Source organism: Actinoplanes sp. NPDC048796, from assembly GCF_040650035.1.
Lineage (GTDB): Bacteria > Actinomycetota > Actinomycetes > Mycobacteriales > Micromonosporaceae > Actinoplanes.
Genome location: NZ_JBEZGO010000004.1, coordinates 43,560 through 68,958, shown reverse-complemented (window position 1 = coordinate 68,958; position 25,399 = coordinate 43,560). Strand labels below are relative to the sequence as shown.

General features: G+C 72.2%; 29 protein-coding genes. 7 read left to right on the top strand and 22 right to left on the bottom strand.

Going from position 1 to position 25,399, the window contains the following annotated elements:
• Positions 1-35 precede the first annotated feature (35 nt).
• Positions 36-1,196 (bottom strand): threonine/serine exporter family protein, encoded by a 1,161-nt coding sequence (locus AB0C26_RS18890; protein WP_360248483.1) that lies wholly within the window; start codon positions 1,194-1,196, stop codon positions 36-38.
• Between the two features lie 87 nt (positions 1,197-1,283).
• On the opposite strand from AB0C26_RS18890, the gene AB0C26_RS18885 reads away from it, so the two are divergent.
• From AB0C26_RS18885 to AB0C26_RS18875, 3 genes are read left to right on the top strand one after another with little or no spacing between them, the layout of a single operon-like run.
• The gene (locus AB0C26_RS18885; protein WP_360248481.1) at positions 1,284-2,771 is read left to right on the top strand and encodes an MFS transporter; all 1,488 of its coding nucleotides are present in this window, start codon (positions 1,284-1,286) and stop codon (positions 2,769-2,771) included.
• The gene (locus tag AB0C26_RS18880; RefSeq protein WP_360248479.1) at positions 2,768-3,871 is read left to right on the top strand and encodes an aminopeptidase P family protein; all 1,104 of its coding nucleotides are present in this window, start codon (positions 2,768-2,770) and stop codon (positions 3,869-3,871) included. The genes AB0C26_RS18885 and AB0C26_RS18880 overlap by 4 nt, the downstream gene beginning before the upstream one ends.
• Entirely contained in the window at positions 3,871-5,079 is a 1,209-nt protein-coding gene (locus AB0C26_RS18875; protein ID WP_360248477.1) for a hypothetical protein, read from the top strand. The genes AB0C26_RS18880 and AB0C26_RS18875 overlap by 1 nt, the downstream gene beginning before the upstream one ends.
• Positions 5,080-5,175: 96 nt before the next feature.
• On the opposite strand, the gene AB0C26_RS18870 is transcribed toward AB0C26_RS18875, so the two are convergent.
• The 14 genes from AB0C26_RS18870 to AB0C26_RS18805 form a co-directional block, all read right to left on the bottom strand.
• Positions 5,176-5,634: a DUF1877 family protein gene (locus AB0C26_RS18870; protein WP_360248475.1), complete on the bottom strand. Its 459-nt coding sequence runs from the start codon at positions 5,632-5,634 to the stop codon at positions 5,176-5,178.
• The gene (locus AB0C26_RS18865) at positions 5,631-5,759 is read right to left on the bottom strand and encodes a hypothetical protein (protein WP_360248473.1); all 129 of its coding nucleotides are present in this window, start codon (positions 5,757-5,759) and stop codon (positions 5,631-5,633) included. The genes AB0C26_RS18870 and AB0C26_RS18865 overlap by 4 nt, the downstream gene beginning before the upstream one ends.
• A gap of 151 nt (positions 5,760-5,910) precedes the next feature.
• A complete protein-coding gene (locus AB0C26_RS18860; protein ID WP_360248471.1) occupies positions 5,911-6,966 on the bottom strand; it encodes a hypothetical protein in 1,056 nt (351 codons plus the stop codon).
• A complete protein-coding gene (locus AB0C26_RS18855) occupies positions 6,932-7,414 on the bottom strand; it encodes a DUF6896 domain-containing protein (protein WP_360248469.1) in 483 nt (160 codons plus the stop codon). The genes AB0C26_RS18860 and AB0C26_RS18855 overlap by 35 nt, the downstream gene beginning before the upstream one ends.
• A gap of 34 nt (positions 7,415-7,448) precedes the next feature.
• A complete protein-coding gene (locus AB0C26_RS18850) occupies positions 7,449-8,507 on the bottom strand; it encodes a sulfite oxidase (protein ID WP_360248467.1) in 1,059 nt (352 codons plus the stop codon).
• 19 nt (positions 8,508-8,526) lie between these two features.
• Positions 8,527-9,381 carry an enoyl-CoA hydratase-related protein gene (locus AB0C26_RS18845; protein WP_360248465.1) on the bottom strand — a complete coding sequence of 285 codons (855 nt, stop codon included), beginning with the start codon at positions 9,379-9,381 and terminating at the stop codon, positions 8,527-8,529.
• Positions 9,378-10,676, bottom strand: a complete 1,299-nt coding sequence (locus AB0C26_RS18840) for a Dyp-type peroxidase (protein WP_360248463.1) — start codon at positions 10,674-10,676, stop codon at positions 9,378-9,380. The genes AB0C26_RS18845 and AB0C26_RS18840 overlap by 4 nt, the downstream gene beginning before the upstream one ends.
• 7 nt (positions 10,677-10,683) lie before the next feature.
• Positions 10,684-11,694, bottom strand: a complete 1,011-nt coding sequence (locus AB0C26_RS18835) for a DUF4331 family protein (RefSeq protein WP_360248461.1) — start codon at positions 11,692-11,694, stop codon at positions 10,684-10,686.
• 17 nt (positions 11,695-11,711) lie between these two features.
• The gene (locus tag AB0C26_RS18830; RefSeq protein ID WP_360248459.1) at positions 11,712-12,239 is read right to left on the bottom strand and encodes a hypothetical protein; all 528 of its coding nucleotides are present in this window, start codon (positions 12,237-12,239) and stop codon (positions 11,712-11,714) included.
• On the bottom strand, positions 12,236-12,775 hold the full coding sequence (locus AB0C26_RS18825; RefSeq protein ID WP_360248457.1) for a DUF308 domain-containing protein: 540 nt from the start codon (positions 12,773-12,775) through the stop codon (positions 12,236-12,238). The genes AB0C26_RS18830 and AB0C26_RS18825 overlap by 4 nt, the downstream gene beginning before the upstream one ends.
• Before the next feature lie 8 nt (positions 12,776-12,783).
• Positions 12,784-13,236, bottom strand: coding sequence for a hypothetical protein (locus AB0C26_RS18820; protein ID WP_360248455.1), 453 nt, complete (start codon positions 13,234-13,236; stop codon positions 12,784-12,786).
• A 12-nt stretch (positions 13,237-13,248) separates the two neighbouring features.
• Positions 13,249-13,467: a hypothetical protein gene (locus AB0C26_RS18815; protein ID WP_097323098.1), complete on the bottom strand. Its 219-nt coding sequence runs from the start codon at positions 13,465-13,467 to the stop codon at positions 13,249-13,251.
• Positions 13,464-14,258, bottom strand: a complete 795-nt coding sequence (ppk2, locus tag AB0C26_RS18810) for a polyphosphate kinase 2 (RefSeq protein ID WP_360248453.1) — start codon at positions 14,256-14,258, stop codon at positions 13,464-13,466. Before ppk2 ends, AB0C26_RS18815 begins: the two co-directional genes overlap by 4 nt.
• Positions 14,259-14,263: 5 nt before the next feature.
• Entirely contained in the window at positions 14,264-15,115 is an 852-nt protein-coding gene (locus tag AB0C26_RS18805; protein WP_360248451.1) for a M48 family metallopeptidase, read from the bottom strand.
• 113 nt (positions 15,116-15,228) lie between these two features.
• Between AB0C26_RS18805 and AB0C26_RS18800 the strand changes: the two genes are divergently transcribed.
• Positions 15,229-16,509: a diacylglycerol kinase family protein gene (locus AB0C26_RS18800; protein ID WP_360248449.1), complete on the top strand. Its 1,281-nt coding sequence runs from the start codon at positions 15,229-15,231 to the stop codon at positions 16,507-16,509.
• Here AB0C26_RS18800 and AB0C26_RS18795 read toward each other — a convergent pair.
• The gene (locus AB0C26_RS18795; RefSeq protein WP_360248447.1) at positions 16,481-17,047 is read right to left on the bottom strand and encodes a hypothetical protein; all 567 of its coding nucleotides are present in this window, start codon (positions 17,045-17,047) and stop codon (positions 16,481-16,483) included. The two genes, AB0C26_RS18800 and AB0C26_RS18795, sit on opposite strands and share 29 nt — an antisense overlap.
• Before the next feature lie 86 nt (positions 17,048-17,133).
• On the opposite strand from AB0C26_RS18795, the gene AB0C26_RS18790 reads away from it, so the two are divergent.
• Both AB0C26_RS18790 and AB0C26_RS18785 read left to right on the top strand, forming a co-directional pair.
• A complete protein-coding gene (locus AB0C26_RS18790; protein WP_360248445.1) occupies positions 17,134-17,517 on the top strand; it encodes a hypothetical protein in 384 nt (127 codons plus the stop codon).
• On the top strand, positions 17,511-18,443 hold the full coding sequence (locus tag AB0C26_RS18785) for a YhjD/YihY/BrkB family envelope integrity protein (RefSeq protein ID WP_360249980.1): 933 nt from the start codon (positions 17,511-17,513) through the stop codon (positions 18,441-18,443). Before AB0C26_RS18790 ends, AB0C26_RS18785 begins: the two co-directional genes overlap by 7 nt.
• A gap of 277 nt (positions 18,444-18,720) precedes the next feature.
• Here the strand turns inward: AB0C26_RS18785 and AB0C26_RS18780 are convergent, their stop codons facing one another.
• Both AB0C26_RS18780 and AB0C26_RS18775 read right to left on the bottom strand, forming a co-directional pair.
• A complete protein-coding gene (locus AB0C26_RS18780) occupies positions 18,721-20,139 on the bottom strand; it encodes an MFS transporter (protein ID WP_360248443.1) in 1,419 nt (472 codons plus the stop codon).
• 17 nt (positions 20,140-20,156) lie between these two features.
• Positions 20,157-20,699, bottom strand: coding sequence for a hypothetical protein (locus AB0C26_RS18775; protein ID WP_360248441.1), 543 nt, complete (start codon positions 20,697-20,699; stop codon positions 20,157-20,159).
• A gap of 109 nt (positions 20,700-20,808) precedes the next feature.
• Between AB0C26_RS18775 and AB0C26_RS18770 the strand changes: the two genes are divergently transcribed.
• Positions 20,809-21,291: a hypothetical protein gene (locus tag AB0C26_RS18770; RefSeq protein WP_360248439.1), complete on the top strand. Its 483-nt coding sequence runs from the start codon at positions 20,809-20,811 to the stop codon at positions 21,289-21,291.
• Here the strand turns inward: AB0C26_RS18770 and AB0C26_RS18765 are convergent.
• The 4 genes from AB0C26_RS18765 to AB0C26_RS18750 are packed head-to-tail and all read right to left on the bottom strand — an operon-like array spanning position 21,272 to position 25,366.
• Positions 21,272-22,009 carry a metallophosphoesterase gene (locus AB0C26_RS18765; protein ID WP_360249977.1) on the bottom strand — a complete coding sequence of 246 codons (738 nt, stop codon included), beginning with the start codon at positions 22,007-22,009 and terminating at the stop codon, positions 21,272-21,274. The two genes, AB0C26_RS18770 and AB0C26_RS18765, sit on opposite strands and share 20 nt — an antisense overlap.
• A 43-nt stretch (positions 22,010-22,052) precedes the next feature.
• The gene (locus AB0C26_RS18760; RefSeq protein ID WP_360248437.1) at positions 22,053-22,889 is read right to left on the bottom strand and encodes a class II glutamine amidotransferase; all 837 of its coding nucleotides are present in this window, start codon (positions 22,887-22,889) and stop codon (positions 22,053-22,055) included.
• Positions 22,814-24,781, bottom strand: coding sequence for an alkaline phosphatase family protein (locus tag AB0C26_RS18755; protein ID WP_360248435.1), 1,968 nt, complete (start codon positions 24,779-24,781; stop codon positions 22,814-22,816). The genes AB0C26_RS18760 and AB0C26_RS18755 overlap by 76 nt, the downstream gene beginning before the upstream one ends.
• A gap of 3 nt (positions 24,782-24,784) precedes the next feature.
• Positions 24,785-25,366, bottom strand: a complete 582-nt coding sequence (locus AB0C26_RS18750) for a DUF308 domain-containing protein (protein ID WP_360248433.1) — start codon at positions 25,364-25,366, stop codon at positions 24,785-24,787.
• Positions 25,367-25,399: the final 33 nt, after the last annotated feature.

Sequence of the window (25,399 nt, the reverse complement as noted above, 5' to 3'; positions counted from 1 at the left end):
CCTCGGATCATCGGTGGCCCTGGATGCAACGCACCTCACCCTTTCCGGGTGAGTGTCGCCCCGACCAGCATCCCGACGGCGATGGCGATCAGCAGCCCGACCATGTCGGCGACGCCACCCACGCCCTGGATCGGATTGCCGCCGACCCAGCTCTCCAGCCCGCGCAGGCCATGCGATCCCGGGGTCAGGACATAGAAGGCGCCGAGATAGAGGACGTACGCCGGGGGCACGCCCGGACGCCGGCCGAGCCGCAAGGCGACGACAGTCATCACCACGGCGCCGAAGAAGGTCCCGAACGGATCGCCCAGGACCCGGGTCGCCAGCTCGGCCGCCGCGGCGGTGAGAAGGATGAGGCCGAGCGCCCACGGGAAGTCGCGCGGGGCCATCTGGAAGACGAACATCACCCCGAGCGCGAACAGCACCCAGCCGCCCCACACCTCGAACGGGCCGAGATTGCCGGGCACTGTCACGTCGAACAGCACACTCGGCGGCATCTGGAGCAGCACGGTCGCGACCAGCGCGCCGAACGCCAGCACGAGCAGGACGACGGTGCTGTAGATGAGGCGGGCGGCGCCGGCGGTCATCCGGTTCATGGCCAGTTCGAGGGCGCCAGCGCTGATCGCGTCGCCGGGGATGAAGTAGAACAGCGCTGGGACGATGAGCTGGATCGGTCCCCCGTCGAGCACCCCGTGGTCGTACAGCAGAAGAACCACGGCCGTGACCAGCACGGATGCGACGAACGGCTGGGCCAGGCGCATGCGGCCCGAGACGACGAGCCCGCCGACCAGAAGGCCGGTGAGCGCCGAGACGCCGACCTGTTGCCAGGTGGCCTGCACCGAGATGCCGAAGCCGACGCTGAACAGCACGAGCCCCACCACCTGCCAGGCCTTGTTCCAGCGGGGTGGCATGGCGGTGATCTTCTTGAATCGGGCCGCCGCCTCCACCTCCGACAAATCGGGCAGGCCGTGCAGCAGCCTCTTAAAAGCGGTGACCTGGTTCAGCGGCGGGACACCAGGTTCCCGGCTGTACGAGTAGGCCCGGCCGTCGACTGTGAGCAGCGCCGAATCGGCCAGGAATGTGACCTCGGCGGCGTAGCCGTAGCGCTTCGCGACGTCGTACACGATGCGCTCGTTGCGTTCTGTGCCCTCGAAGCTGCCGCGCAGGAGCCATTCCACGAGCGGTCCGAGGATCTCCATCGGCCGAAGCTAACCGTGCCCGGTGCGAACCGGATTCATCCGGAACGAAGGATCCCGGCGTACGGAGGCGGCAGCGACCCTGATCGCATGACGGTGACAACGAACCGGGCCGCGGGCACCGGCGTGCTCCTCGCCGCGTGCGTCTCCGCGCTGGTGGTGAACGCCAACACGTCCGCGGTCACGATTCTCCTCCCGGCGATCAGCCAGGACGTCGGCGCCTCGGTGGACCTGCTGCAATGGGCGGTGACCGGCTACATGCTGGTCGGGGCGGCGGTCATCGTCACCTCGGGCGCGCTCGGCGACGTCTTCGGCCGCCGCAAGATCTTCCTCGGCGGCCTCGTCCTGTTCGTCGCCTCCTGCGCGCTGATCGCGCTGTCGCAGAACGCCGCCGGCGTCATCGCGGGCCGGATGATCCAGGGCGCGGCCGGATCGACCATCCTCGCCTGCGGGATGAGCCTGCTGTCGGTCGCCTCGTCCGGGGCGGCCCAGATGAAGGCCATCACCATGTGGGGCGCGGCGTCCGCCATCGGGGCCGCGATCGGCCCGCTCATCGGCGGTGTCCTGGTCGGATCGACCGGATGGCAGGGCCTGTTCTGGATCGACGCCGCGATCGCCGCCGCGTGCGTCCCGCTCACCCTCGCGGCCGTACGGGAATCGCGCGACGAGCATCGCAGCAAGTCGATCGACATCCTCGGCACCCTGCTCGTGGCCGTGCTGCTGGTGCCGCTGGTGCTGGCGCTCAGCGAGAGCGGCAGCTGGGGCTGGCTGTCCGTACCGACCATCTCCTGCCTGGTCATCGCCGTCCTCGGCGGCGCCGGCTTCGTGGCCGTGGAGAAACGCGCGGCGGCGCCCCTGGTCGACCTGAAGCTGCTGCGCAACCCGGTGCTGGTCGGCTCGACCATCGCCATCCTGCTCGTCGCCGGCGTCATCAACGCGCTGATGTACCTGCTGTCCCTGTACTTCCAGGATCCGGCCGGGTTCGGCATGACCGCGCTCGAGGCCGGCCTCGCGACCCTGCCCGCGGCGGCCGCCATGATCGCCGTGACCCCGCTGATCACCCCGCTCGCGGTCAAGCTGGGCGGGCGGGTCGCGGTCGCCGGCGGCTTCCTGTTGGCCACGATCGGCGCCGGGGCGCTGATCTTCGTCACGGCCGATTGGGCATACGCGGCGTTCGTCGTTCCGTTGATCGTCCTGGCCGTCGGCCTCGGCTTCGCCAACGGCCCCGCCTCGTCCGCGTCCACCTCGTCGGTCGACGCCAGCCAGGTCGGCCAGGCCTCCGGCATCTCCAACATGGCCCGGTACGTGGGCGGATCGCTGGCCGTGGCGGCCGCCGCCACCGTCTCCGCCGCCGCCACCGCGAACCATCAGGGCGAACCGGCCGCGGACGCGCTGGCCGCCGGGCTCAGCGCCGCGTCGGTGTTCCTGGCCATCATGTCGCTGGCCGGCGTCGCCCTCGTCGTCCTGCTGCGCCGGCACCGCGCCGAACCCGTACAGGCCGTCCACCTGGCCGCGGCCGCCGCCGCCTCGAGCCACACCATCCCGACCAAGCCCCTTCCGGAAGGTGCATCGGCATGACTGCGAAAGACTTCGCCCGCCGCATGGAGCGCGCGATGGAGCAGGCGGCCTCGGCCGGCCTGACCGGGCTGCTGGTCACGCCCGGCCCCGACCTGGCCTACTTCACCGGATACAAGCCGACAGCGATCACCGAGCGGCTCACCCTGCTGATCCTCGACGGCGACCACGACCCGCACCTCATCGTGCCGACCCTGGAACGCCCCGACGCGGCCGCGGCGCCCGGCTATTCGGTGGTGGAGACGACGGACTGGGCCGACGGCACCGATCCGTACGAGCCGGTCTCGCGCCTGCTCGACCCGGCCGGCCGCTACGCCATCTCGGACAACGCCTGGGCCATGCACCTGCTCGGCCTGCAGGCGGCGCTGCCGCAGTCGCGCTACACGTCGATGACGGCGTCGCTGCCGATGCTGCGGGCGGTGAAAGGCCCGGACGAGTTGGCCCTGCTCGAGGCGGCGGGGGCGGCCGCGGACGCCGCGTACGAGCAGATCAAACAAGTACGCTTCGCCGGCCGTACGGAAACGCAGGTCGGCCGCGACCTGGCCGGTTTTCTGCGCGAGAACGGCCACTCGCAGGTCGACTTCACGGTGGTGGGGTCGGGGCCGAACGGCGCCAACCCGCACCACGAGATGGGCGACCGGGTCATCGCCGAGGGCGACATGGTGGTGCTCGACTTCGGCGGCCTGAAGGACGGCTACGGCTCGGACACGACCCGCACGGTCCACGTGGGGCCGCCGACCCCGCTCGAACGGGACGTGTTCGACATCGTCCGGGCCGCGCAGCAGGCGGCGTTCGAGGCGGTCCAGCCCGGGGTGCCGTGCCAGGAGATCGACCGGGTGGCCCGCCGGGTCATCACGGACGCGGGCTACGGCGAGAACTTCATCCACCGGGTGGGTCACGGCATCGGCCTGACCACGCACGAGCCGCCGTACATGGTGGAGGGCGAGACCCGGCCGATGGTGCCCGGCATGTGCTTCTCCATCGAACCGGGCGTCTACCTGCCGGACCGCTTCGGCGTCCGCATCGAGGACATCGTCACGGTCACCGAGAACGCGGGCCGCCGGCTGAACAACACCAGCCACGACCTGCACATCGTGGCCTGATGATGAGAGCTCTGACGCGCACCCTCCTGGGCGGGATGATCACCGCCGCCGCCCTCATGCCCCTGACGGCCTGCGGCGGCGACGGGGATGGTGGGGTCTCGCTGCCCTCCACCCGGCCGTCCGTCACCCTCGACCGCCCCCAGTCGACCGGCGAGCCCACTGGCGACTCCACCGAGGAGGCCGAGCCGACCCGGACCCGGGCCGAGGCCACTCGCACGCAGGACCCGGAACCGACCCGTACCACCGAGCCCGCCCGCACCACCGAACCACCGCGGACCACGGAGCCGCCGCGGACCACGGAGCCGCCGCGGACCACCAAGCCTGCGCAGACGGCCGAACCGCCGCGAACCACCGAACCGCCGCAGACCGCCGAGCCCGAGCCGACACGCACCACGACCGCCGCCGCCGAGCAGCCTCCGGCGGCCACCGCCAAGTCGTCCTCGGCGGCCGCCGCGGTGCCGGCCTCGGACGACAGCGACTCCGGCAGCCTGCTCGCCTGGTTCCTGCTCTTCCTGGCCGTGGGCGGGGTGATCGCGGCGGTGCTGATCGCCCGTACCCGCAAGAAGGACTCCTGGGACACCGAACTGGACGGCCTGACCGCCGAAACCCGCGCCCTGCTGGACCGCGGCATCCCCCGGGTCCTGGAGACGGCCACCTTCGCCGACCGCCGCCTGGCCTGGCCGCCGGTCCGGGACGACCTGATCGCCCTGATCACCCGCTGGGAGTCGCTGTCCTCGCGCACCACCGACCCCACCCGCCAGGCCACGGCGAACCAGATCGCCGTCCTGCTCCGCGACCTGATAGCCACCATCGACGACGAGAGCGACGCCCAGGCCGCCGCGCGAGACTGGCGCCTGCTGCGCCCGCAGGTCTACACGGTCCTGGACGCCTTGAACGCGGAACTGGCCCCACCCCCACCCCCCGACCCGAACGCAACCCCACCCACCACCCCTCAACCCGGCTATGGCCCAGGCCCCACCCCGCCCGGCTACGGCCCCGGCCCCGCTCCTGGCCCCGGTTCCGCTCCTGGCCCTGGTCCTGGTCCCGCTCCTGGTCCTGGTCCCGCTCCTGGTCCTGGCTCCGGTACTGGCGCCGGCTCCGACCCTGGTCCCGGCACACCGCCGCAACCGGGTCAAGGACGGGAACCCGGCCCCTGGGACGGCCCGCCCTCGACCGGTCGCCCCGGCCCCGAGCCGTCTCCGACCTGAGCCGGCGCCAGGCCCGGCGTTCTGAACGGCGCCCGCCGTCGCGGCAATACACGGCGGCGGCGCCGCCGAACCTGGCCGACATCGGAGAGAGTGGCGTCAGGCGGCCCAGAAGACTGTGGCCTGCCCCTCGGCCGCGGCTGTCCGGTAGAACCCCACCAACAGGAAGTACGCCAGCGCGAGCCTGTCGCGGATGGCCCGCGCTCTTCTCTCGTCGACGTGGCCGCCGTGCGGCTCCTCGGTCTCGAGCAGTGGCCGCAGATGGACCTCCAAGGCCCCGAACGGTGTCACCGACAAGTGTTCCGCCGCCGCCTTGACCTGCTTCGCGGTCAGGGACGACCCGAAGTCATGGCGCTCGTCGGGAAAGGGCACTCCGCCGGTGATCGGGTTGAGCGGAAAGCCCGACCGGTCCATGAGGTCGGCCAGCCTTTCCCAGGCCCGATCGAGGTCCAGCATGTCGTCGAGCGCGCCGACCCGGTTCCAGGCGTTCGCCGGGTCCGCCCTGATCTCCTCCAGAAGCGCCGGCGACATCCGGCGGAACTCCCCCAGCACACTCATGTGAACTCGTCTCCGGTGAGCTCCCGCCGCGGGGACGTCAGGAAGTCCCGCAGATTCGCGGCCACCTCGGTGGCGCCATCGGCGTCCGCCACGGCCCGGTGGAAGGTCAGCAGGTCACCGGACAATCTGGCCAACTCCGCGGCGGAGGGGGCCGCTGACCTCGTGCTCCCCCGGCGGAAATCCGAACCGGGCCTCGAAGGTGCCGAGAAACGCCGCTATCGCCGTACGAGTGTCATCGCGCCACCGCTCGGCCCATGCCTCATCCATCGCCGCACCCTAGAAGGAGTAGTAGCTGTAGCCGAAGAAACTGCCCCGTTCATAGATGGCACGGAGCCGGGGCTGCCTGACCTGGGGCAGCCGGGCCAGCACGCGGAGGAAGACCCGCCCGTCCGGCCGGAGGTGATGATCGGGAAGCCGGGGCGGCGGCGCCTCCGGCGGGACCGGGACGGAGCGCCCGACCGGCTTCGGATCGCGGTGGAAGGCCAGGTACCGCCAGGCGTCCCAGGCCAGCGGCACGGGCGTCACGGGTGGGGCCACCGGCCAGTACTCGCCGGTCTGCGGATGGTCCGGGACGAGCGCGACGTCGCCGCCGGCGGCGGGCAGGCCGGGTCCGGCCAGGACGAGGGTGAGCTCCGGCTCCGAGACAGCGGGGCCGAGGAGACGGTCGAGTACGGGCTGGAAGATCCCGGCCACCCGATGATCGGGGATCCGGATGGGGTCGCCGCCCGTGGCGGCCAGCAGATGGGCCAGCGCCGAGGCGACGGCCGCCTCCCACATCGGGTTCCAGTGACCTTCCGGTTCCAGCGCGGGAACGCCGGGCCGCCGGTCGAACAGTTCTTCCCAGTCGAGCGCCGGATGCGGCCCGGGCCCCTCCTGGATGACGTGGGTCGCCGGCGGGTGCAGCCACACCGCGTGCCGCAGCCCGCAGTCGTCGATCCGGGTGGCCACCGGCGTCCGGCAGGAGACGCAGACCATGTTGGGTTCCCGGCCGTCCAGCCCGCAGCACGCGGTGTCGCCCACCAGCGCCGGATCGATGACCGCGTGGCGGGCGTCCCCCGGCGCGAGCAGCACCCGGCCGGACGGCCCGCTGGAAACCCCGAACGTCGGGGCGTACCAGCCGAGCGCCTCCGCCTCGCCGCTCCCCAGCTCCTCCCAGCGCCGCCAGGGCTCACCGAACGGCAGCGGATCCACCGCGTACGTCCCGGGTTCCAGCACCGCCTCGAGCGAACCCGGCCCGTTCCCGTATTTCTGGTGCGCGTGCACCGGAAGAGCCACCTTCGACACCGGAACCGTCAGCTCACTTCCACAGACCCGGCAGCCGAAAACCGTCACCCGAACCCCCGTCCCCGTCGACCGTCCGGCACTCTAGCAGTGCGAACCAGCGCTCGGGTACGACCTCGCGCAGCTCCCCTCGCCGGGCCAGTTCCCCGCACGCCGCGGTGAGCCGCGCGGCCCGCTGGGCTCCGCTGACGGCTTCGCCGAGGAACCAGTGAACGCGCCAGCCGTCGAACACCTCCGCCCACTCGCCGGTCACCGGGTCGCGGACCAGGTCCACGTCGACCTGCCGGCCGTCGGAAGCGGTCATGCGGCAACCGGCCCCGTGGACCCGGTACTCGAGGCCGCTGATCGTCGATCCGCTCCGCGGCAACTCGCGGGTGGCCCGGACGGCGGCGAGCAGCCCCGCCACGTCCGCGACCGGCGCCAGGTCGCGGAACAGGCGGGCCCTGATGTCGCCCAGGGCCGCCACGAAACGCCGAACGTCCGCCACCTCATCACGCACACGGCCATCATCGACGATCAGGACCGGTGGAGGGTCAGCGGACCTCGACGTAGGAGAGCTCGACCGCGTTGTTGCCGTAGCCGAGGCGGTTCCACGGTGAGACCTCGGGCTGGACGTTGCCGGCGGCGTCGCGGGCGCGGGCGCGCAGGCTGTGCCGGCCCGGGGTGGCCTCCCAGCGGAAGCTCCAGTCCTGCCACTGGTAGGGGCCGCGGGCGAGCTCCACAGTGGCCGGCAGCCATTCGCTCTCGCCGGTGAAGCTCAGGCCGACCTCGGTGATCGGGCCGGCGCCGGACCACGCCTTGCCGTGGATCATGTGCACCCCGGCCGGGAGGGTCGCGCCGGGCTGGGGGTCGGTGATCCGGGCCCGGACGCGCATGAGCGTCACCGGCTCGGCCGGGCGGTCGGGCCACTGGTAGACGTAGTGGCCGGTCTGGAACTCGCCGGCGAACGGCTCGGTGATCACGTCCAGGCGGTGCAGCCACTTCACCGAGGCCACCGCGTACCAGTGCGGCACGACCAGGCGGAACGGGGCGCCGTGGTGCGGTCTGAGGGGTTCCCCGTTCATCTCGTACGCGATCAGGATGTCGGCCGCCGGGTCGCTCGCGTGCGACAGCGCCAGCGATCGTACGAAGGTCAGCTCGGCGTCGGCCGGCTCCAGCACCGACGCCAGGTGGTACTTGCCGCGGTCGGCTCCCTCGCAGCGCAGCTCGACGCCCTCCGCGCGCGGGCCGGCCTGGGCCAGCACGTCGGCCAGGCGGGCGCCCGTCCAGACGGCCGTGGACACCGCGTATCCGCCCCACGGCTCCCCCGTCGGCAGCGGCCGCATGTCGAGCCGGCCGTTTCCGGCGCATTCCAGCGTGACCGCCCGCGTCACCGGCGGCAGGGCCCGCAGGTCGTCCACGGTCAGGGTCAGGGACCGGTCGACCGCCCCGCCCACGGTCAGGGTGCCGTCGTGGTCGGGAAGGGCGAAATTGCTGCGTACGTAGTGGAGCTCCGTCGGTGTCGTGGGACCGATCAAGCCGGAATGGGGAGCTTCGGCGTTGAACGGCGCGTCTTTGATCATGACGAGGGAGGAGGTGGAGGTGGTGGTCATCGGCGGCGCTCCTGACGGGTCAGTAGTCGGCGTCCTGGAAGTGCGGATCACGGTTGTCGTTGAACGCGCCGATGCCCTCGGCCCGGTCGGGGTGCACGGCCGAGCGCCAGTGGGCCTCCATCATGATCGCGATGGCCTGTTCGATCGGCTGGCCCTCGCCCATCCGTACCGCCCGCTTGACCGCCTGGACCGCTGTCGGCGAGTTGCTCGCGATCCGTTCGGCGATGCGCATCGCGGCCGGCATCAGGTCGCCCGGCGGGTGGACCTCGGTGACCAGGCCCAGCCGGTACGCCTCGTCGGCGGTGATCGGCTCGCCGGTCATCAGCATCTGCAGGGCCCGGCCGGGCGGCAGCAGCCGGGGCAGCAGGGCGGGTGAGCCGCCGCCGGCCGACAGGCCGATCATCGCCTCGGGCTGGCCGAAGGTGGCGTTGCCGGCGGCGATGATGAAGTCGGTGCTCTGGGCGATCTCGGAGCCGCCACCGTAGGCGATGCCGTTGACCGCCGCGAAGATCGGTTTGCGGAGTTGCCGGAGCGTGTAAAGGGTGCGGTCGAAGTCCTGGCGCTGGCGCAGCCACTGCTGCTTGGTCATGCTCCGGCGCTGACGCAGGTCGCTGCCGACCGAGAAGGCCCGGGTGCCGGCGCCGGTGAGGATCGCGACGCGGACCGGCGGCTCGACGGCGATGGTCTCCAGGACCTCGGTGAGCCGGGCGCCCATCTCGGTGCTGATCGCGTTGTCGGCGCCGGGCCGGTTCAGGGTGATGACCGCGATCGCGCCGCCGGAGACGTAGTCGAGCCGGACGGATTCGGCCGGATCGCCGTCGTCCGGTGCGGGCGGCCCGAAGTCGAGGGACTTCCAGCGGTCGGTGGTGGTCATGGCATCTCTCCAAGGTCGGCGATCCACTTCAGGGCGCTGAGGCTGGGCGCGAAGCAGTACTCGCCGCCGCGGGTGACGACGAAGGGTGGTACGTCACGCAGCCGCCGGCGGATCGGCCGGCGGGGGACGGTGAAGTCGCCGCCCCGGCCGACGAGGGGGTCGCTCTCCCGCGGCGCGCCGATGAAGATCCCGTCGTTGAGCCACTGCGTCTTGACGAACTCGAACTGGCGGTGGGGGTGGGCGCCGGCGAAGACGAAGATGATGCCCCGGTCGGCGCCGTCGTCCTCGAGCACGCCGTCGGGCAGCGGAGGCCCGTAGCTGGTGCCCCGGCGGATCATCCGGTGCAGGCGTACGTCGACCGTGCCCTCGACGTCGAGGGCGTCGCGGGGGTTGGCCCGCCGGGCGTGTGCCCCGGCCGGGCACTTGAGGCCGCGGAGGTCGTCGCCGTACCGGAAATCGTTGTTGCGCTTCGGATCGGCGCCGAGTGAGGGATCGTCGGCCTCGGGCGCGAGCGACAGCGGCGCCCCGCTGGGCCAGCGGCCGACCATCTTGGCGCCGAGCAGCGCCTCCTCCCGCCGGTCGGCCGCGCGGTCGCGCAGGTAGCGGCGGTAGGCGGCGACGCGTGTGTGCAGTTTGCGGAAGACCACGTACGTGCCGTTGCGGCCCAGCACCTCGGGGATGGGCACCGGCGCCTGCCCGCCGGTCTCGTCCGGGTAGCCGAGGATGAACTCGCCCGCCTTGATCGGGGTCTCGCCCGGGTGTTCCCCCACGCCCTCGACGGCCGGTTGCCCGATGCCGTCCCGGAAGCCGAACGACGTACGCCCGGTCGGCAGTTGATAGCAGTCCTGCTGCCAGATCACCTCGACGCCGGGGAAGTCGTCGCGGACCGCGCGGGCTTTCGCCACCGCCTCGTCCAGGCTCGCCTGGTCGGGGGCCAGGGTGGCCAGCGCGATGTGCACGTCCGGGCCGCCGAGCGGCGGTTCCCAGTTCTCCGGGCCGCTTCCGCCGACGTCGCCGAGGATGCCGGCGCGGGCGGCCATGCCCTGCCGGAACTCGGGGGCGAAGCTGGCCAGCGACTCCGGCGGCACGCCGAGCGCCTCGAGCCCGTGGTAGGTGAAGGCGACGGTCAGCCACGCGTCGCCGGCGCGGGCCGGCGACAGCAGCGGGACGAGCCGCCGGACGAGCCGGCGCCCGTCGCGCGGGTCGTTCACCCGCAGCAGGAGGTACGTGCCGACGTACGGTGAGGGCCGCTCGTGGAGCGCGCCGGCCTGGATGTCGTCAAGGTCGAGGTCCATCGCGGTCCTAGAGGTGTGCGGGTGGCTTGGGCGGGTCCGGGTTCGGCTCGGCCAGGTACGGGAACGTGCTGGTGGCGGGCCGGCTCGACCGGTCGACGCCGTCGCGGATCACCGGGCCGCGGCCGCCGTTGACGAGGAAGGTGAAGAAGGTGTCCATGGCGTCGTCGTTGAGGGCACGCCCGCCGCAGGTGCGATGGGCGGTGCCGGCCAGCCGGGCCCGCTCGATCTCGAGGAAGGAGCCGCTTTCCTGGTACGGCTTGGTGACGTCGACGACGAGATGGTCGGCCAGGAAGAAGTCCGTCAGCGGGTGGCGCCCGTCCGGTCCGGCCGGCCAGTCGGTCCGGCCGTCGAGCCCGTCCCAGAAGGCCAGGTTGGCGTCGAGCCGGGCCCGGTAGGCGCCGAGGTAGCCGTCGGCCAGGTGGAACGCGTCCTCCATGTTGTAGAGGTCGCGGATCTCCAGGTCGCGATTGACCTGGTCGAACTGCTTCGGGCCGAGCAGCAGGTTCTTCACCTCGGGCCGGCCCGTGCGCTCGATGCGCACGTTCAGCCGGCCCCGGGTCAGCGTCTCGGCCACCACCCCGAGCAGGGTGTGGCCGGTGCAGTCGATCTCGAGGACGAGGCTCAGGACGTTCTTGCCGTCCAGATAGATGGCCGACGGGTCGGTGAAGGCCAGCTTCCCGGCCGCCACCGTCCGCAGGGCGGCCGGCGCGTCGAGGATGAACGGGTCCCAGCGCGGCCCGCCGAACGCCCGTACCACGGGAACCGGTCCCTGGCATTCGATCTCGCCCGAAGCGGAGAAGACAGCATCGATGACCAGTGGTACGCCGTCGGGCAGCGGCTTGAGCCGGAACCGGTAGATCAGGCCGTCCGAGTGCCGGGCGTCGAAGGGCGCGAACGGCAGGGTGTTCATCACCAGCACGAGGTGGCCCGGCGCCTCGGGGCTGGGGAAGGCGTACACGTCGGTGATGTCGGCGATCGGCTCGGCGAGCGCGCGGGGACCCGAGATGTGGTCGGACATGGGCGGGCTCCCCGGCCTCAGTCGGCGGCTTCGGCGAGCAGCGGGGCCAGGGCCGGCGCCTGAAGCGCCTCGGCCGCCGCCGGGTCGTCGAGCACCGCCTGGAAAGCGCGGTTCACCCGCTCGGCCTTGCGGATCTCCTTGACCGTGCCGCCGTAGTTGCGCGAGTAACCGCCGGCGGTCAGCTGCGCGCTGAGGATGAACTTCTTGACCGCCTCGAGGTCCGGCAGCCCGTCGTAGCCCTCCACGTGCCGGAAGATCGCGTCGAACAGCTTCAGCGGTTTGGCCGCGAAGTCGTCCATGTAGGCGTCCCACGACCCGTCGAAGCTCGTCGCGAACAGCAGCCTCGTGTCGTCGTCGAACGGCACGAACCGCGCCTCGTGGATGGTCGCGATCGGCAGGTCGTAGTCGCCGTCGCGGTAGCCGGGCGCCGCCTGAAGCTCGCGCAGCGCCTCGCGCAGGGCCGGGCCGTGACCCGGGCGCACGTGGAAGAAGAGAGTGAACTCGCTGGTCGGGCCGATACTCAGGCCGGGACGGGAAGTGGTCACGAGTAGGCGCCTTCCGGCCGGGCCCGCAGGCGGGCGATGGAAACGAAGACCAGGCAGATACCGACGAAGACCAGGACCGTGGCGCCGAAGAAGAGGAAAGCCTTGAGGCCGATGCCGGGCCACACCAGCAGGGCGACGCCGGCCAGGACGGCGACGAGGCCCAGGCCGATGCGCCAGCTGCCGCCGGACTCGCCGTTGCCGACCGTGGAGAAGATCTCGGCCAGGCCGTCGAGCATCCAGCCCAGGGCGACGATCAGCAGCAGGATGCCCAGCGAGGCGACGACGTTGCGCATGCACAGGATGCCGAGCAGGGCGGTCAGCACACCGAGGATGATCCCGAGCACCCGGTTCAGGACCGGGTACCCGGGGCTCATCAGCAGCGTCACCGTGCGCACGACGCCCGCGATCAGCAGGTTGAGGCCGAACAGGACGGCCACGACCCTCAGGGTGGCCTCCGGCCAGGCGTACGCGACGACACCGACCACGATGGCGAGGACCCCGCCGGCCAGCCTCAGCCAGTTGAGCGAGCGTGACACGGCAACGCTCACTTGACCTCGCGGCCGTGCACCGCGAGCGCGTAGATGATCAGGACGTCGATCGCGATGAGGATCGCGCACCAGATCGGGTAGGCCGGCAGGAACGCCGCGTTGGCCAGGGCGCTCACGCTGGCGATGATGATGCCGACCACGCGGGCCCAGGTCTGGCCGGCGAAGATGCCGATGCCGGTGCCGACCGCGATCAGGCCGATGATCAGGTGGGTCCAGCCCCAGGCCGTGTAGTCGAGGGTGAGCACGAGCCCGCGGCTGGTCGTCAGGTAGTAGTCGTCGCGGAAGATGGCGACGATGCCCTCCATGATCTGGAAGCCGCCCATCAGCAGCAGCATCACGGCGGCGAAGATGACCACACCGACCCACGCGGTCGGTTCCGCGGTGCGGCGGCGCGACGCGGCGTACGCCTCGTCCCCGGTGTAGTTGGACCTTGCCTGTGTCTCGGACATGTCCGTCCCCAATCAGGATTCTTGCGAAGGTGGAATGCGCCGGACTTCGATCAGGCGCAGTCCGAGGCCGTGTATGCGGGAGATCAGCCCCACCACCGCCGACTGGTCCGGCAGCGAGCCGTGCAGGATCGTCTCCGGCGGTTCCACGCTGACCGTCAGGTCGCGCAGTTCCTCCAGGAGTTCCTCGGGAATCACCCCGGAGACCCTGACCTGGTATGTCGCGTCGGTCATGACCACGTGCCTCCCTCCATCAGGGCGACCTCCTCGTCGCCCGGCACGACGATCCGCGGATCCGGCGTGAAGTCGAGGTCGGGAGCGCGGTGCTTGTAGTCGACGGCGTTGAGGATGACCTTCATGGTGTTCAGCCGTGCCTTTTGCTTGTCGTTGGAGCGCACGATGGTCCACGGCGCCATCGGTGTTCCGGTGCGCCGCAACATGTCGTACTTGCGGTTGGTGAAGTCGTCCCAGCGGTCCTGCGCCTGCAGGTCGATCTCGCTGAGCTTCCACTGCCGCAGCGGATCGGTCCGGCGGCGTTCGAACCGGCGGGCCTGCTCCTCACGGGTCACGCTGTAGTACAGCTTGACCAGGATCGTCCCGGTGCGTACGAGGTCCTTCTCGAATCCGGTGACCCCGTCGAGGAAGTCCATGTACTCCTTGGGCGTGCAGAATCCGAAGACCTGCTCGACCATCGCGCGGTTGTACCAGCTGCGGTCGAACAGGACCATCTCGCCGCCGGCCGGGAACTGGGCCACGTAGCGCTGGTAGTACCACTGGGAGCGCTGCTCCTCGGTGGGCCGGCCCAGGGCGACCACCCGGTACCGCTTCTCGTTCATGAAGCGGGTGACCCGGCGGATCGCCCCGCCCTTGCCGGCCGCGTCGCGACCCTCGAAGAGCACGATCATCCGCAGGTTCTGGATCTCGAGGTGCTTCTGGAGTTTGAGCAGCTCGACCTGCCAGGGCTTCAGGGCGTGCTCGGCGTCCAGTTTGCGGGCCGCCTTCTCGTGCGAGTGTTCGAGATCCATGACGATCAGCCTGTTACGCGGTGGACGGACCGCACGTCATCCGTCGCGGATGACCGCAGCATCCCGAGCGAGACGAGCCGTTCCAGGCGGCGCACCGTGAACGGGTGGGACATCGGCAGCTGAGCCAGCCCGACCCAGAAGCCGTGCAGCCGCTTGCCCTGCCGGACCAGCTCGGGGATGTCCACGGTGTTCTCCGTGTACCGGCCGCCGGCCAGCAGCACCAGCCCGGTCGCGCCGTCCGGGCACAGGTGGGCGCCGTGCCGGTCGCACGAGTACTCCCGCAGCCGCGACAGTGTCGGGCCGAGGATCGGGATCCGCTCCGAGTAGGCGACGGCGAGCTGGTACCAGAGCGCGACGTGGTGCAGTTTGATGTGCCCCACCTCGTGCCCGAGGATGAACCGCAGCCCGGCCCGGTTCTCGTGGCGCAGGTTGACGAACAGCTCGTTGGCGATCACCACGTAGTCGTGGCCGGTGGCCTGAGCGGCGAAGGCGTTGAGGGTGCCGTTGCCGTTGGCCAGGTAGATGCTGGGCCGCCGGGGCAGGGCCAGCTTGGCGGCGAACTCGTCCACTATCGCGTAGAGGTCCGGGTACTGCCGCGGGCTGAGCTCGACGGCGCCGCCGCGGATCGAGGCGCGCTGCGTCTCGCGGATCACCACGAGAGCCGGTACGAGCAGCAGCAGCGCGATGAAGGCGGAACGGATCGTCGTGCCCCAGCCCGATTCGCGGATCCGGTCGGGCAGGAACGGCAGCGTGATGGCCGCCTGAAGGATCGCCCAGATGATGATCACGTTGAGGACCACCATGAAGATGAACATGGGGATCTCGGCGGGGTGCCGCAGGCGTTGGGTCGTCGGCACGGCATGGTCCCTTCTGCAGGAGAGGCTGACGATGACGGTCCCCCCACGCCTTCGGCCGCACCTCATCCCGCTGGTATGAGGTGCGGGGCCCGGGCCGGGCCGAGGCTGGTGTCATGTCCGAACGCTGGCTGGCGCGGCTCGCCTTCGTCCTGATCGCGGCCGCCGGAGTGCTCGTCCTCGCCGCGGCGGGGATCCGGGGCAGCCTCGCGCTGCTGATCACCGGCATCGCCGGGGTCGCGGCCGGCCTGGCCGCCGCGTGGTGGTTCCTCACCCACCACGGGGTGCTGCGCTGGCTGGCCGGGGCCGTCGTGGTCCTGGCGCCGCTGACCGTGGCCGTGCTGTTCGCGCGCGCGAACCTGGTCTGGGTGGTGTTCCTGTTCGGGCTGCTGTGGGCGGGTGCGGTCGCCGCCGGGCGACGGGCGCTCACGACGGCCACGAGCGGTCCCGAGGAGTACGAGTCGGAGCCGCCCCGCCGACCGTACCTGATCATGAATCCACGCTCCGGCGGCGGCAAGGTCGAGCGCTTCCGTCTGGCCGACCGGGCCCGCACCCTCGGCGCCGAGGTGTACCTGCTGGACGGCGCGGCCGTGGACGTGGCCGATGTCGCCCGGCAGGCGGTCCGCGACGGCGCCGACCTGCTCGGCGTGGCCGGCGGCGACGGCACCCAGGCCCTGGTGGCCGGGATCGCCGCCGAGCACGGCCTGCCGTTCCTGGTCATCTCGGCCGGCACCCGCAACCACTTCGCGCTCGACCTCGGCCTGGACCGGGAGGACCCGGCCACCTGCCTGGACGCGCTCACCGACGGGGTCGAGGTGCGCATCGACCTCGGCGTGATCGGCGACCGGATCTTCGTCAACAACGCCTCGTTCGGGGCGTACGCCGAGATCGTACAGAGCGCGGCCTACCGCGACGACAAGATCGGCACGGCGCTGGAGATGCTGCCGGCGGTGCTGACCGAGGACCGGCCGCTGCGGCTGACCACCGGCGACGGCACGCTCAGCGGGCCGCAGGCGGTGCTGGTCAGCAACAACCCGTACGCGAGCGGATCCGGCCGGCGGACCCGGCTCGACCAGGGCGTCCTCGGCGTGCTGGCGGTGACCGTGCGGGGCGCGCGCGACGCGGCCGCCCTGATCAGCGCCGGCGGCCGGGCCCGCTCGGTCGCGACCCGGGAGGTCACCGAGGCCGTGATCGACGCCGACGTGGCCGAACTGCCGGTCGGCGTGGACGGCGAGGCGCTCGTGCTGGCCACGCCGGTGCGGTGCACGATCCGCCCCGGCGCGCTGCGCGTCCGGGTGCCCAGGCACCGGCCGGGTGTGCCCCCGGCCCGGCCGGACCTGGACTGGGCCCGGCTCCGGCGGCTGGCCTTCAACGGCGGCGCGCCGCCCGCCGGCTGACCCGCCGGGCGGTCCGCCGCCCTTTCGGGTGGGCCATCCGGCGCGATCCGAGCACCGGAAGCGCCTCCTCGGGGCTGAGCAGGCCCACCTCGACCAGGTCGACCGGGCTGATGAAGCCGTCCGACAGCCGGAACCCGCCGGCCCGGGCGACGGCGTCGCCCAGCGGCGCGGCCCAGTGGTGTTCCAGCAGGACCAGGGCGGCCGCGCTGTCCGGCGGGATCTCCCCGATCACATCCCAGGCGTCGCCGTCGCCGTCGCCGGGGTCGCCGGCGGTGCCGGCCACCATGCCCGGCTCCCCCTCGATGTCCAGGCCGACCAGGGCGCCGACCCGGCTGCCGAGCTCGACCGCCTCGTCCAGGGTGAGGTCGTTCAGGTGCTCGACCTCGATCTCGTCGCCGGGGCCCTTGTAGACGGCGAGCGCGTCGATGACCCGTACCGTGCCGGACCGGCGAAGCCGCTCAAGCTCGTCGACGATCTCGGCGTGGAAGTCCGGGCGCCTGAAGCCGAGCACGATGAGCTGTACCGGTCCGATCGCCATGCCCCCATCGTCGAATGGCGCACCGGCGGCCACCTCATCCCGCGCGGGCGAGGAGCCCGCGGCCCCGGCGGCGGATCGTGGCAGACATGAAGCGACTGGTGATTGTGCTGCTGTTCCTCGGTGCCCTGGCCGGCTGTTCGGACAGCGCGGCCTCGGCCGCCCCGGCCGTGTGCGAGAGCGTGGACGCCGCGCAGAACACGGTGAACCACATCCGCGACACCAACGTGTCGGAGACCGGCGTGAGCCAGATGCGGACCCTGCTGGCCCAGCTGCGCGACGACCTGAACCAGGTCGTCGCGGACGCCCAGGCCCAGTTCAAGCCGCAGGCCGACGCGCTGCGCACGGCGACCGACCAGCTCGGCGCGGCGCTGCGGGGACGGCCGGCCGACCTGGGCGCGGTCCGGACGGCGGTCAACGAGGTCCGTACGGCCGGAACGAACCTGGTCGACGCGCTGAAGGGAACCTGCTGACCCCGGCCGCGCTGCTCCGCCGCCTCGACGACCTCCAGCGGCGGCACGCCGTCCTGGGCTTCCCCCACGCCGTCGTCCGCAAATACCTCGACGACGGCGGCGCGCGGGAGGCCGCGCTGATCACGTACTACGGCTTCCTCAGCCTGTTCCCGTTGCTGCTGCTCGGGGTGGCGGCGCTGACCCAGGTGCTGGCCAACCGCCCGGAGCTGCTGGCGGAGCTGATCGAGGCCATCGTCCCGCCGACGCTGGCCGACGACATCCAGAGAGAGCTTCCCTCGTCGTACGTGGCCCTGGCCGTCGGCCTCGGCACGTTGCTGTTCACCGGCGCCGGCGTGGTCTTCTCGGCCTACCGGACGCTGAACCACCTGGCCGCCGTTCCCTTCCGCGAACGCCACGGCATGCTCGCCTGGCTCCTGCGCGTCTTCGCGGCCCTGCTGGTCGTCCTGATCGGCACCGCGGCCGCCGCCGCCACGGCGACGGTCGTGCTGGCGGGAAGCGCGCTGGTCGCCGGCCTGACCCTGACCGCGGTGGCCAAGCTGCTGCTGGCCCGCCCGGCCCCGCTGCGGGCCCTGTGGCCGGCCGCGCTGCCCGGCGGCGTGGCGATCGCCCTGGTCCTGAGCCTGAGCGCGTCGGTGCTGCCCGGCATGGCCCGGCGGGCCGGCCCGGTGTACGGCGCGTTCGCCACGGTGGCGGCCGCCTTCACCCTGCTCTACCTCCTGAGCAACATCCTGGTGTACGCGGCGGAGGCCGCCGCCGTCCGTCATGCGCGCTTGTGGCCGCGAGCCCTCGACCCCGAACGCCCCACCGAGGCCGATGCCCGGGCCTTCGCCCTGCTGGCCCGCGAACAGGAGCGCGGCCCCTACGACCAGGTCGTCACCCACCGGCGAGCCCCCACTCCCGAGCCGGCACCCCCACCCACCCGCTGACACGGCCCGCACGATCATGGCAGCGCGGATCAGCGGCCCGACCAGCCACTGCCCCGGCGGCTGGCGCACCCCGCCGTCCCGCGACCACGGCGAGTGCGGCCGCGATGAGCAGGAGGAGCCGGAGCCGGCGCATGCGCTTACCGAGCCCGCGGGCTCCACACACCCGCGGCACGGCGGCGGGCGGAGCCGTCGGGCCGGATGCGGAACCGACCGCGAGCACCACCGGCATCGCGGGCGCCGGCACCGCAGCGACCAGCTCCGCCGGGCCGACGCGTTGTCATGTGGCGACGCGGCCTCGGGGTAGGGCCAGGGCCGCCGCCAGGCCGAGGACGCCGGCCGCGGCTACGGCGATCATGGCCAGGGCGTAGTTGCGGCCCGGGGTGGCGGCCAGGCCGGCGACCAGGATCGTGCCGGCTATCGCGCCGCCCAGGGACGAGCCCAGGTTGGAGACGCTGCGGGACAGGCCGGAGATCTCGCCCTGCAACTCCTCGCCGAAGGCGGACTGCACCACGTTCACCGACGGCGTCAGCATCGCGCCCAGGCCGAAGCCGCTCACGAACAGGCCGGGGACGAACGCCCAGGCGCCGTCGATGGTGCTGACCATCGGGACCAGGATCGCGATGCCCAGCACGGCGATGACGAAGCCGGCCACGATCAGCGTGCGCTGGGTGCGCCGGCGGGCGAAGCGTTCCGCACCCAGCGAGGACAGCAGCAGCCCGGCCGTCGTCGCCGTGAAGATGGCTCCGGTCTCGATCGCGTTGTATCCCCGTACCACCTGGAGGTAGGCCGAGACCACGAAGGACGTGCCCATCAGCATCAGCCACTGGAGGTTCTGGGTGATCATGCCGAGGTTGGCCGTCTTGTTCTTGAACAGGACCATCGAGAGCAGCACCGGTTTGCCGGCGCGTTCGCGGGCCCGGACCGAGACGAAGAACCAGGCCAGGACGAGGATGCCCGCGATCACCATGCCGGCGCAGAGCGCCAGGTTGTTGTCGGCGGCCAGGATGCCGCTGACCACCAGGACCAGGCCGAGCGCCGAGGTGATGGCGCCGCGGACGTCGAACGGCATGTTCGGGTCGGCCGGCAGCGGGTCGGTGACCCAGCGGCGGGACAGCACGGCGATCAGGATGACGATCGCCGCCTGGAACAGGAAGGCGACCCGCCAGCTGAAGAACGAGGTGATGAAGCCGCCGATCAGCGGGCCGGTGGCCGCGCCGATGCCGCCCATCGCGCTGATCGCGCCGAACGCCCGCGCCCGCGACGCCATGTCGGTGAACAGCAGCGTGGTCAGGATGTAGACGGGCGGGATGAGCAGGGCCGTGCCGACGCCCTCCAGGATGGAGTTGCCGAGCACGAGGACCCAGATGCCGGGCGCGGCCGCGCTCAGCAGGGCGCCCACGGCGTAGATGAGCAGGCCCACGGTCAGGCACCGCTTACGCCCGTACCGGTCGGTCAGCTTGCCTCCGGGGATCATCAGCGCGGCCATCACCAGCAGGAAGACGGTGATGGTGACCTGGACACCGGAGACCGTGGTGTTCAGGTCCTCGCTGATGTCGTTGATCATGACGTTCATGTTGGAGCCGGCGTAGCTGCAGATGAACTGCGCCAGCGCGAACGGGATGAGTGCTCGCCGCAGCGAGGCGGAAAAGCGGACGGCCATGGCCCCGAGCGTTCCGTTCCGGCGGGCGCCCGGCATCCTCCGGAGGGTATGACTCAGCGGCTCTCGCGGCTCCAGCGCGGGCCGACCTCGAGCCATTCGCGTTCCCAATTGCGGTAGCGGTGCCGGTCGAGCAGGGCGCGGCCGATGCGGTGCAGCCCGGCCGTGGCCGCGGCGGCGCACAGGACGACGGCGGCGCCGACCATGAAGCCCTGGGAGGCGGGCTGGCGTCGCGGCGGCGGTTGCCGTGGGGTGCCCCGGTCGTCGACCCAGAGGGGGACGCGGCCGCCGGCCGTGTCGTTCGGCGTGACCGGGACGGCGCCCTCGCGCGGCGTGTTGTCCGGCGCCGTCCAGGTGGCCCGGGCGGTCAGGGTGGCGCCGGTGCGCCCGCCGACCGACGGCACCGGGTCGCCGCGCAGCACGGCCTCGACCTGGAAGATGTGCGCCTGCTCCCAGCGCTGCGCCCGCAGGTCGGTCCGGTACGCGCTCTGACCCGCCCACCAGCCCAGCAGCGGGGCGCCGGCCAGGAAGGTCATGACCAGAGTGAAGAGCATCAGGCCCTCCAGGCGATCGGTGGCGCGGCGCAACTCGTTCGGCACGTCATCCAGCATCCCTGTGGCGGGCCGCTGATGGGTTCACCCTCGCCGGATGAGTCCTCGGAAGGGGATCGCGGCCAGGCTCGGTGGCATGGCGCGCACGTGGATACCGTTGAGCAGACGCCTGCGGGCCGAGGACGAGGAGGCCACCGCCTCCGGCATCTACGGCCTCATCGTGGGAGCGGCCGTGCTGGTCGCCGGGCACGCCGCGACCGCGCGGGCGGTCGTCGTGGCGGTGATCGTCACGCTGGTCATCTACTGGGCGGCCGAGCGGTACGCCCGGATCGTGGCCGAGCGGATCCACCAGGGCCACCGCCCGACCTGGCACACGGTGCGCCGGCAGCTGACCAGCGGCTGGGAGCTGGTGTCGGCCTCGATCCTGCCGCTGCTGGTGCTGCTGGCGGTGAAGGTCACCGGAACGTCGCTGATCGGCGCCGAGATCGCCTCGCTGGCCACCACGACGGTGCTGCTGTGCATGGCGGGCTGGCGGATCGGCGCCGGTGGCCGGCTCACGACGAACGAGCGCCTGGTGTCCACGCTGGTGGCCGGCATGTTCGGCGCGGGCCTGGTCGTGCTCAAGACATTGCTGCACTGAAGCGGGGCACGTCGACGACCCGGGCCGTGTACCAGCCGACGTCGTCGAGGTAGCGCTCGCTGACCGCGAAGGCGCCGGGTGCGATCGAGATCAGGCTCCACGAGTGCGGCACCCCGCGCGTGCGGTGGCTGGTCGCGGTGCCCGCGACGACGATCAGGCAGCCGGCCATCGGCAGCACCCGGGGCACGTGGGTGTGCCCGGCCAGCACGATGTCGGGCCGGGCGGCGCGCCGCAGCCTCGGCCAGCCCGGCAGCCATCCCTCCCCCGGCGGATGATGCAGCGCGATCAGGCGGACGTCGCCCGCCGGGGCCCGGCCGAACACGCCCGCCGCCAGCTCGGTCTGGCGGCCGGTGAGCCGGCCGTTCTTCCAGCGCCACCGCGGCATCGACTGCAGCCCGAGCGCGGTCAGCCCCGGGACCCGGCGGACCGGGTCGAGGTCGTCGGTGATCGCGCTTCGATAGGCGCCGTACGGGTCGAGCAGGCGCCGCCGGCTCAGCAGCGGCACGTCGTGGTTGCCCAGCACCACGAGCAGCGGCCGCGGCAGCCGGTCGAGCAGTTCCCGGGCCTGCCGGAACTCGTGCGGCCGGGCCCGCATGGTGCTGTCCCCGGTGACCACGGTCAGATCGGGCCGGGCCGCCATCACGTCCGCGGCCAGCCCGGCCGCCGCCCGCCGGTCGTGCGCACCCAGGTGCAGGTCCGACACGTGCGCGACAAGCACCGTCAAGGCTGTGCCTTCTCCGCGGCGGAAAACCCACGCCAGATCATGGTATAGCCGGTTCAAAGCGGCCCATCTCATCCTCGCCCTTCTGAATGACACCCCAGCTCGACTCGGGCACCGGCTGCCAGGCGCCCTTGAGGTCGCCCAGCGGCTCCGAGACGACGAGGCGGGTCTCGTCGGACAGTCCGCGCAGCCGCTTGTCCTCAGGGTAGAGCTGGTGCAGGGCCGAGATGTCGGTGCTGTAGAACAGGGACCGGCTGTGCCCCTCGCTCGAGTAGCGGAAGCCCCAGATCCGGTCGCCGTCGGTGGTGGCCACTGTCATCTGCAGCGGATCGGGTACGCCGTGGGCCCGGGCCACCGACTCGATGAGGCCGGCCATCCGCTCGACCGCCGCGATCGGCCGGTCCCGCAGGCCGTAGGTCAGGGCCAGATGGAACATGACCTCGGAGTCGGTCGAGCCGGCCAGCGACGAGTACAGGTCGGGGTCGATCGCCAGGACCAGGTCGCGCTTGAGGCGGGCGAAGTCGCGGATCGAGCCGTTGTGGACCCACAGCCAGTTCTCGTGCCGGAAGGGGTGGCTGTTGGTCTGCTGCACGGCCGTCCCGGTGCTGGCGCGGATGTGGGCCAGGAACAGCGGCGAGGAGGTGGCGGCGGCGATCTCGCGCAGGTTGGCGTCGCTCCAGGCCGGTCCGACCCCGCGGAACAGGGCCGGCTCGGCCGGCCCGTCGACCGGGTACCAGCCGACGCCGAATCCGTCGCCGTTCGTCGTCTCCACCCCGAGCTTGGAGTGCATGCTCTGATCGATCAGGGAGTGCTGGGGCTTGTAGAGGACCTCGTCGAGGCGGATGGGCGTTCCGGAGTAGGCGAGCCAGCGGCACATGGTGCTTCCTTTTCGTCGAGCCAGTGGCGCAGCAGCCGGTGTACGGCGTCGGCGCCGGTCAGGCCGGTGGGCGCGGGCCATTCCCGCGGGTGGATCAGCAGCGGCCGGTCCTGCCAGCCGCCGAGGCCGCCGTGGCAGCCGATCAGTTCCTCGAACGCGGCGACCTCCTGCGTGTCCGGGTCCCAGAGGCTGTTGACCAGCAGGTCACCGGTGTGGGCGAGACCGTCGTGGCGGCGCAGGTCGTCGGCGGCGTGCGGGCCGAAGCCGTCGAGCGGGTCGGCGCCCTCGATTCGGTCGCCGTCGAGCCACCGGCGGCCGCCGCGGCCGAGTACGACCGGGCCGTCGCGGCCCGAGCGCACCATGACCCAGCCGACGCCGGGGTGCGCGACCAGGCCGTCGATGAGCTTCGGATGGCGCTGTTCGATCTCCTCCAGCGTCACCCGCCCGGGCAGGCGGGCCAGGTAGACGAGCGCGAGGTTGCCGGAGGCGGCGACGACGATCTCGGGGCGGCCGATGGTGGTCTCCGCCCGATCGGCGCCGGGGCGCAGCACCCGGGCCCGACCCTCCTGTTCGTCCTCCTCGAGCGCCACCACCTCGCCCGGCGTGGTGAGCTGGCCGACCAGGTCCTCGAAGCGCAGGCCGTAGCGCTGGGCGAAGGTGGCGCCCTGGCTCTGCCCGTGGTCGGAGAGCACGACGAAACGGTACGGCCGGGGCGCCGCCGCCGCGACCTCCTCCAGCGTGGCCAGCACGGCGTCGATGCCCTCGAGGGAGGCCAGCGCCTCCGGCCGGATCGGGCCGGCGTGGTGCGCGATCTCGTCGTAGTCGACGAAGTCGCAGTAGATGGCCGGCGCCCCGCGCATGACGTGCTCGGCCAGCAGCGCCAGGTTGAGATGCCGCAGCAGGACGTTCGTCGCGCCGCGCAGCAGTACGTAGCCCCAGTCGCGGCCGATCCGCGGCTCCACGCCCCGCAATCGGCGGCGCCGGGCCTGGTAGAGCTCCTTGACGATCTCGCCGACGGTCAGCACCAGCGAGCGGGTCAGCCCGAACGGGTCCAGCAGATAGGCGCTGACGTACCGGTCGGGGCCACGCCCGGAGCGGACCGTGCTCATGGTGAGCAGGGACGTCGGCGCGCCGCCCGAGAAGACGTTGCTGATGCTCACCCCGCCGTCGCTGAGCAGGCCCTCGGCGCACCGCTGCTCGACCAGGGCCGCGTCCGCGGGCCGGTTCGTCACGACGAGGCGGCCGGGCTCCTTCTCGTACCACCGGAAAGCCGGAACCTGATCGCTGGCGCCGTGCAGCAGTCCCGCCTGGCTGGCCGGCGTCGTCGCCGGCAGCCGGGCGTGCCACTCGGTCAGCGTGTGCCCGGTCCGCAGCCAGCGGCTCAGCGTGGGCAGATTGCCGGCCTCGACCGCCCAGCGGGCCAGCGGCGCCGACAACCCGTCGATCTGGATCATGACCAGGCCCGGGGTGCCGGTGCGGACGACGTCGCGCCGGTACCGGCGGTGGGCCCGGATCAGGTGCCGGGTGACCACGCCGGGCTGGCCCGCGGTCACCAGCCACAGGCCGAGGGCCATCAGGGTCGCGCCGATCCAGGCGGCCCAGAACGCCGGCCAGAAGCCGTCGACGTGCACGCCCGGCGCCAGCAGCAGGGCCCCGTAGACGATGAGCGCCTGGCCGGCGAGCCAGCCGGTCACCACCCCGGCCCAGCCGATCCAGGTCAGCAGCCCGGCCAGGGCCGGGCGCAGCACGGCGCCGAGCAGGCCGACGATGACGGCGACCAGGAGCACGTCGCCGGCGCCGTCGGCGCTGATCCCGGGCAGCACGGCGATGGTGAACGCCGCGGCCACCCATCCGAGCGCGACGAGGGCCACCGCCCGCGCGACGGCGCCCATCGTTCAGTGCGCCGTGCGGCGCAGGTAGAACGCGAGTACGACCTCGCCCAGGCCGACCACGATGCTGCTGATGCCGGTGAGCAGCACCAGGGCGGTCAGCGACAGGCCGGGCGCGAACAGCAGGATCAGACCGGCCACGATGGAGAGCAGGCCGACGCCGATCAGGCCGGCGCGGCGCACCCCGGACGTCCGGTAGGCGGCGATGACCTCGGCGATGCCGCTGAGGATCCAGGTGACCGCGAAGATCAGGGCCAGCACGGTCAGCCGGGTGACCAGGTCGCGCAGGCAGAGCAGCCCGCCGACCAGCACCACGATGCCGACGACGCCGGTGAGCACGTGTTCGCCGGCGCTCTTGCCGCGGCCGGGGATGAAGGCGCCGACGGTCCAGGCGGCGCCGGACATGAAGAGCCAGATGCCGACGAGCAGCGCCATGATGCGCAGGCTGATGTCGGGCCAGACGAGCACGGCGACGCCGAAGCCGGTGCCGAGAAGGCCGGTGACGAGCATGGCCCACCAGGGGAACGGCTGGGACCGCACCTCGGCGAGCAGGTCGGGGGGCTGCGTCCGGATGGTTGCCTCGGTCATGTGACCAGCGTCGGCTCTCCCGGGGGCACCGGC

What these genes read in the sequence shown, in the direction of transcription:
- AB0C26_RS18890 (WP_360248483.1), bottom strand. Translation starts at nt 1,196, where the DNA reads ATGGAGATCCTCGGACCGCTCGTGGAATGGCTCCTGCGCGGCAGCTTC.
- AB0C26_RS18885 (WP_360248481.1), top strand. Translation starts at nt 1,284, where the DNA reads ATGACGGTGACAACGAACCGGGCCGCGGGCACCGGCGTGCTCCTCGCC.
- AB0C26_RS18880 (WP_360248479.1), top strand. Translation starts at nt 2,768, where the DNA reads ATGACTGCGAAAGACTTCGCCCGCCGCATGGAGCGCGCGATGGAGCAG.
- AB0C26_RS18875 (WP_360248477.1), top strand. Translation starts at nt 3,871, where the DNA reads ATGATGAGAGCTCTGACGCGCACCCTCCTGGGCGGGATGATCACCGCC.
- AB0C26_RS18870 (WP_360248475.1), bottom strand. Translation starts at nt 5,634, where the DNA reads ATGAGTGTGCTGGGGGAGTTCCGCCGGATGTCGCCGGCGCTTCTGGAG.
- AB0C26_RS18850 (WP_360248467.1), bottom strand. Translation starts at nt 8,507, where the DNA reads ATGACCACCACCTCCACCTCCTCCCTCGTCATGATCAAAGACGCGCCG.
- AB0C26_RS18845 (WP_360248465.1), bottom strand. Translation starts at nt 9,381, where the DNA reads ATGACCACCACCGACCGCTGGAAGTCCCTCGACTTCGGGCCGCCCGCA.
- AB0C26_RS18840 (WP_360248463.1), bottom strand. Translation starts at nt 10,676, where the DNA reads ATGGACCTCGACCTTGACGACATCCAGGCCGGCGCGCTCCACGAGCGG.
- AB0C26_RS18835 (WP_360248461.1), bottom strand. Translation starts at nt 11,694, where the DNA reads ATGTCCGACCACATCTCGGGTCCCCGCGCGCTCGCCGAGCCGATCGCC.
- AB0C26_RS18820 (WP_360248455.1), bottom strand. Translation starts at nt 13,236, where the DNA reads ATGTCCGAGACACAGGCAAGGTCCAACTACACCGGGGACGAGGCGTAC.
- AB0C26_RS18815 (WP_097323098.1), bottom strand. Translation starts at nt 13,467, where the DNA reads ATGACCGACGCGACATACCAGGTCAGGGTCTCCGGGGTGATTCCCGAG.
- ppk2 (WP_360248453.1), bottom strand. Translation starts at nt 14,258, where the DNA reads ATGGATCTCGAACACTCGCACGAGAAGGCGGCCCGCAAACTGGACGCC.
- AB0C26_RS18800 (WP_360248449.1), top strand. Translation starts at nt 15,229, where the DNA reads ATGTCCGAACGCTGGCTGGCGCGGCTCGCCTTCGTCCTGATCGCGGCC.
- AB0C26_RS18795 (WP_360248447.1), bottom strand. Translation starts at nt 17,047, where the DNA reads ATGGCGATCGGACCGGTACAGCTCATCGTGCTCGGCTTCAGGCGCCCG.
- AB0C26_RS18790 (WP_360248445.1), top strand. Translation starts at nt 17,134, where the DNA reads ATGAAGCGACTGGTGATTGTGCTGCTGTTCCTCGGTGCCCTGGCCGGC.
- AB0C26_RS18780 (WP_360248443.1), bottom strand. Translation starts at nt 20,139, where the DNA reads ATGCCGGGCGCCCGCCGGAACGGAACGCTCGGGGCCATGGCCGTCCGC.
- AB0C26_RS18760 (WP_360248437.1), bottom strand. Translation starts at nt 22,889, where the DNA reads ATGTGCCGCTGGCTCGCCTACTCCGGAACGCCCATCCGCCTCGACGAG.
- AB0C26_RS18755 (WP_360248435.1), bottom strand. Translation starts at nt 24,781, where the DNA reads ATGGGCGCCGTCGCGCGGGCGGTGGCCCTCGTCGCGCTCGGATGGGTG.
- AB0C26_RS18750 (WP_360248433.1), bottom strand. Translation starts at nt 25,366, where the DNA reads ATGACCGAGGCAACCATCCGGACGCAGCCCCCCGACCTGCTCGCCGAG.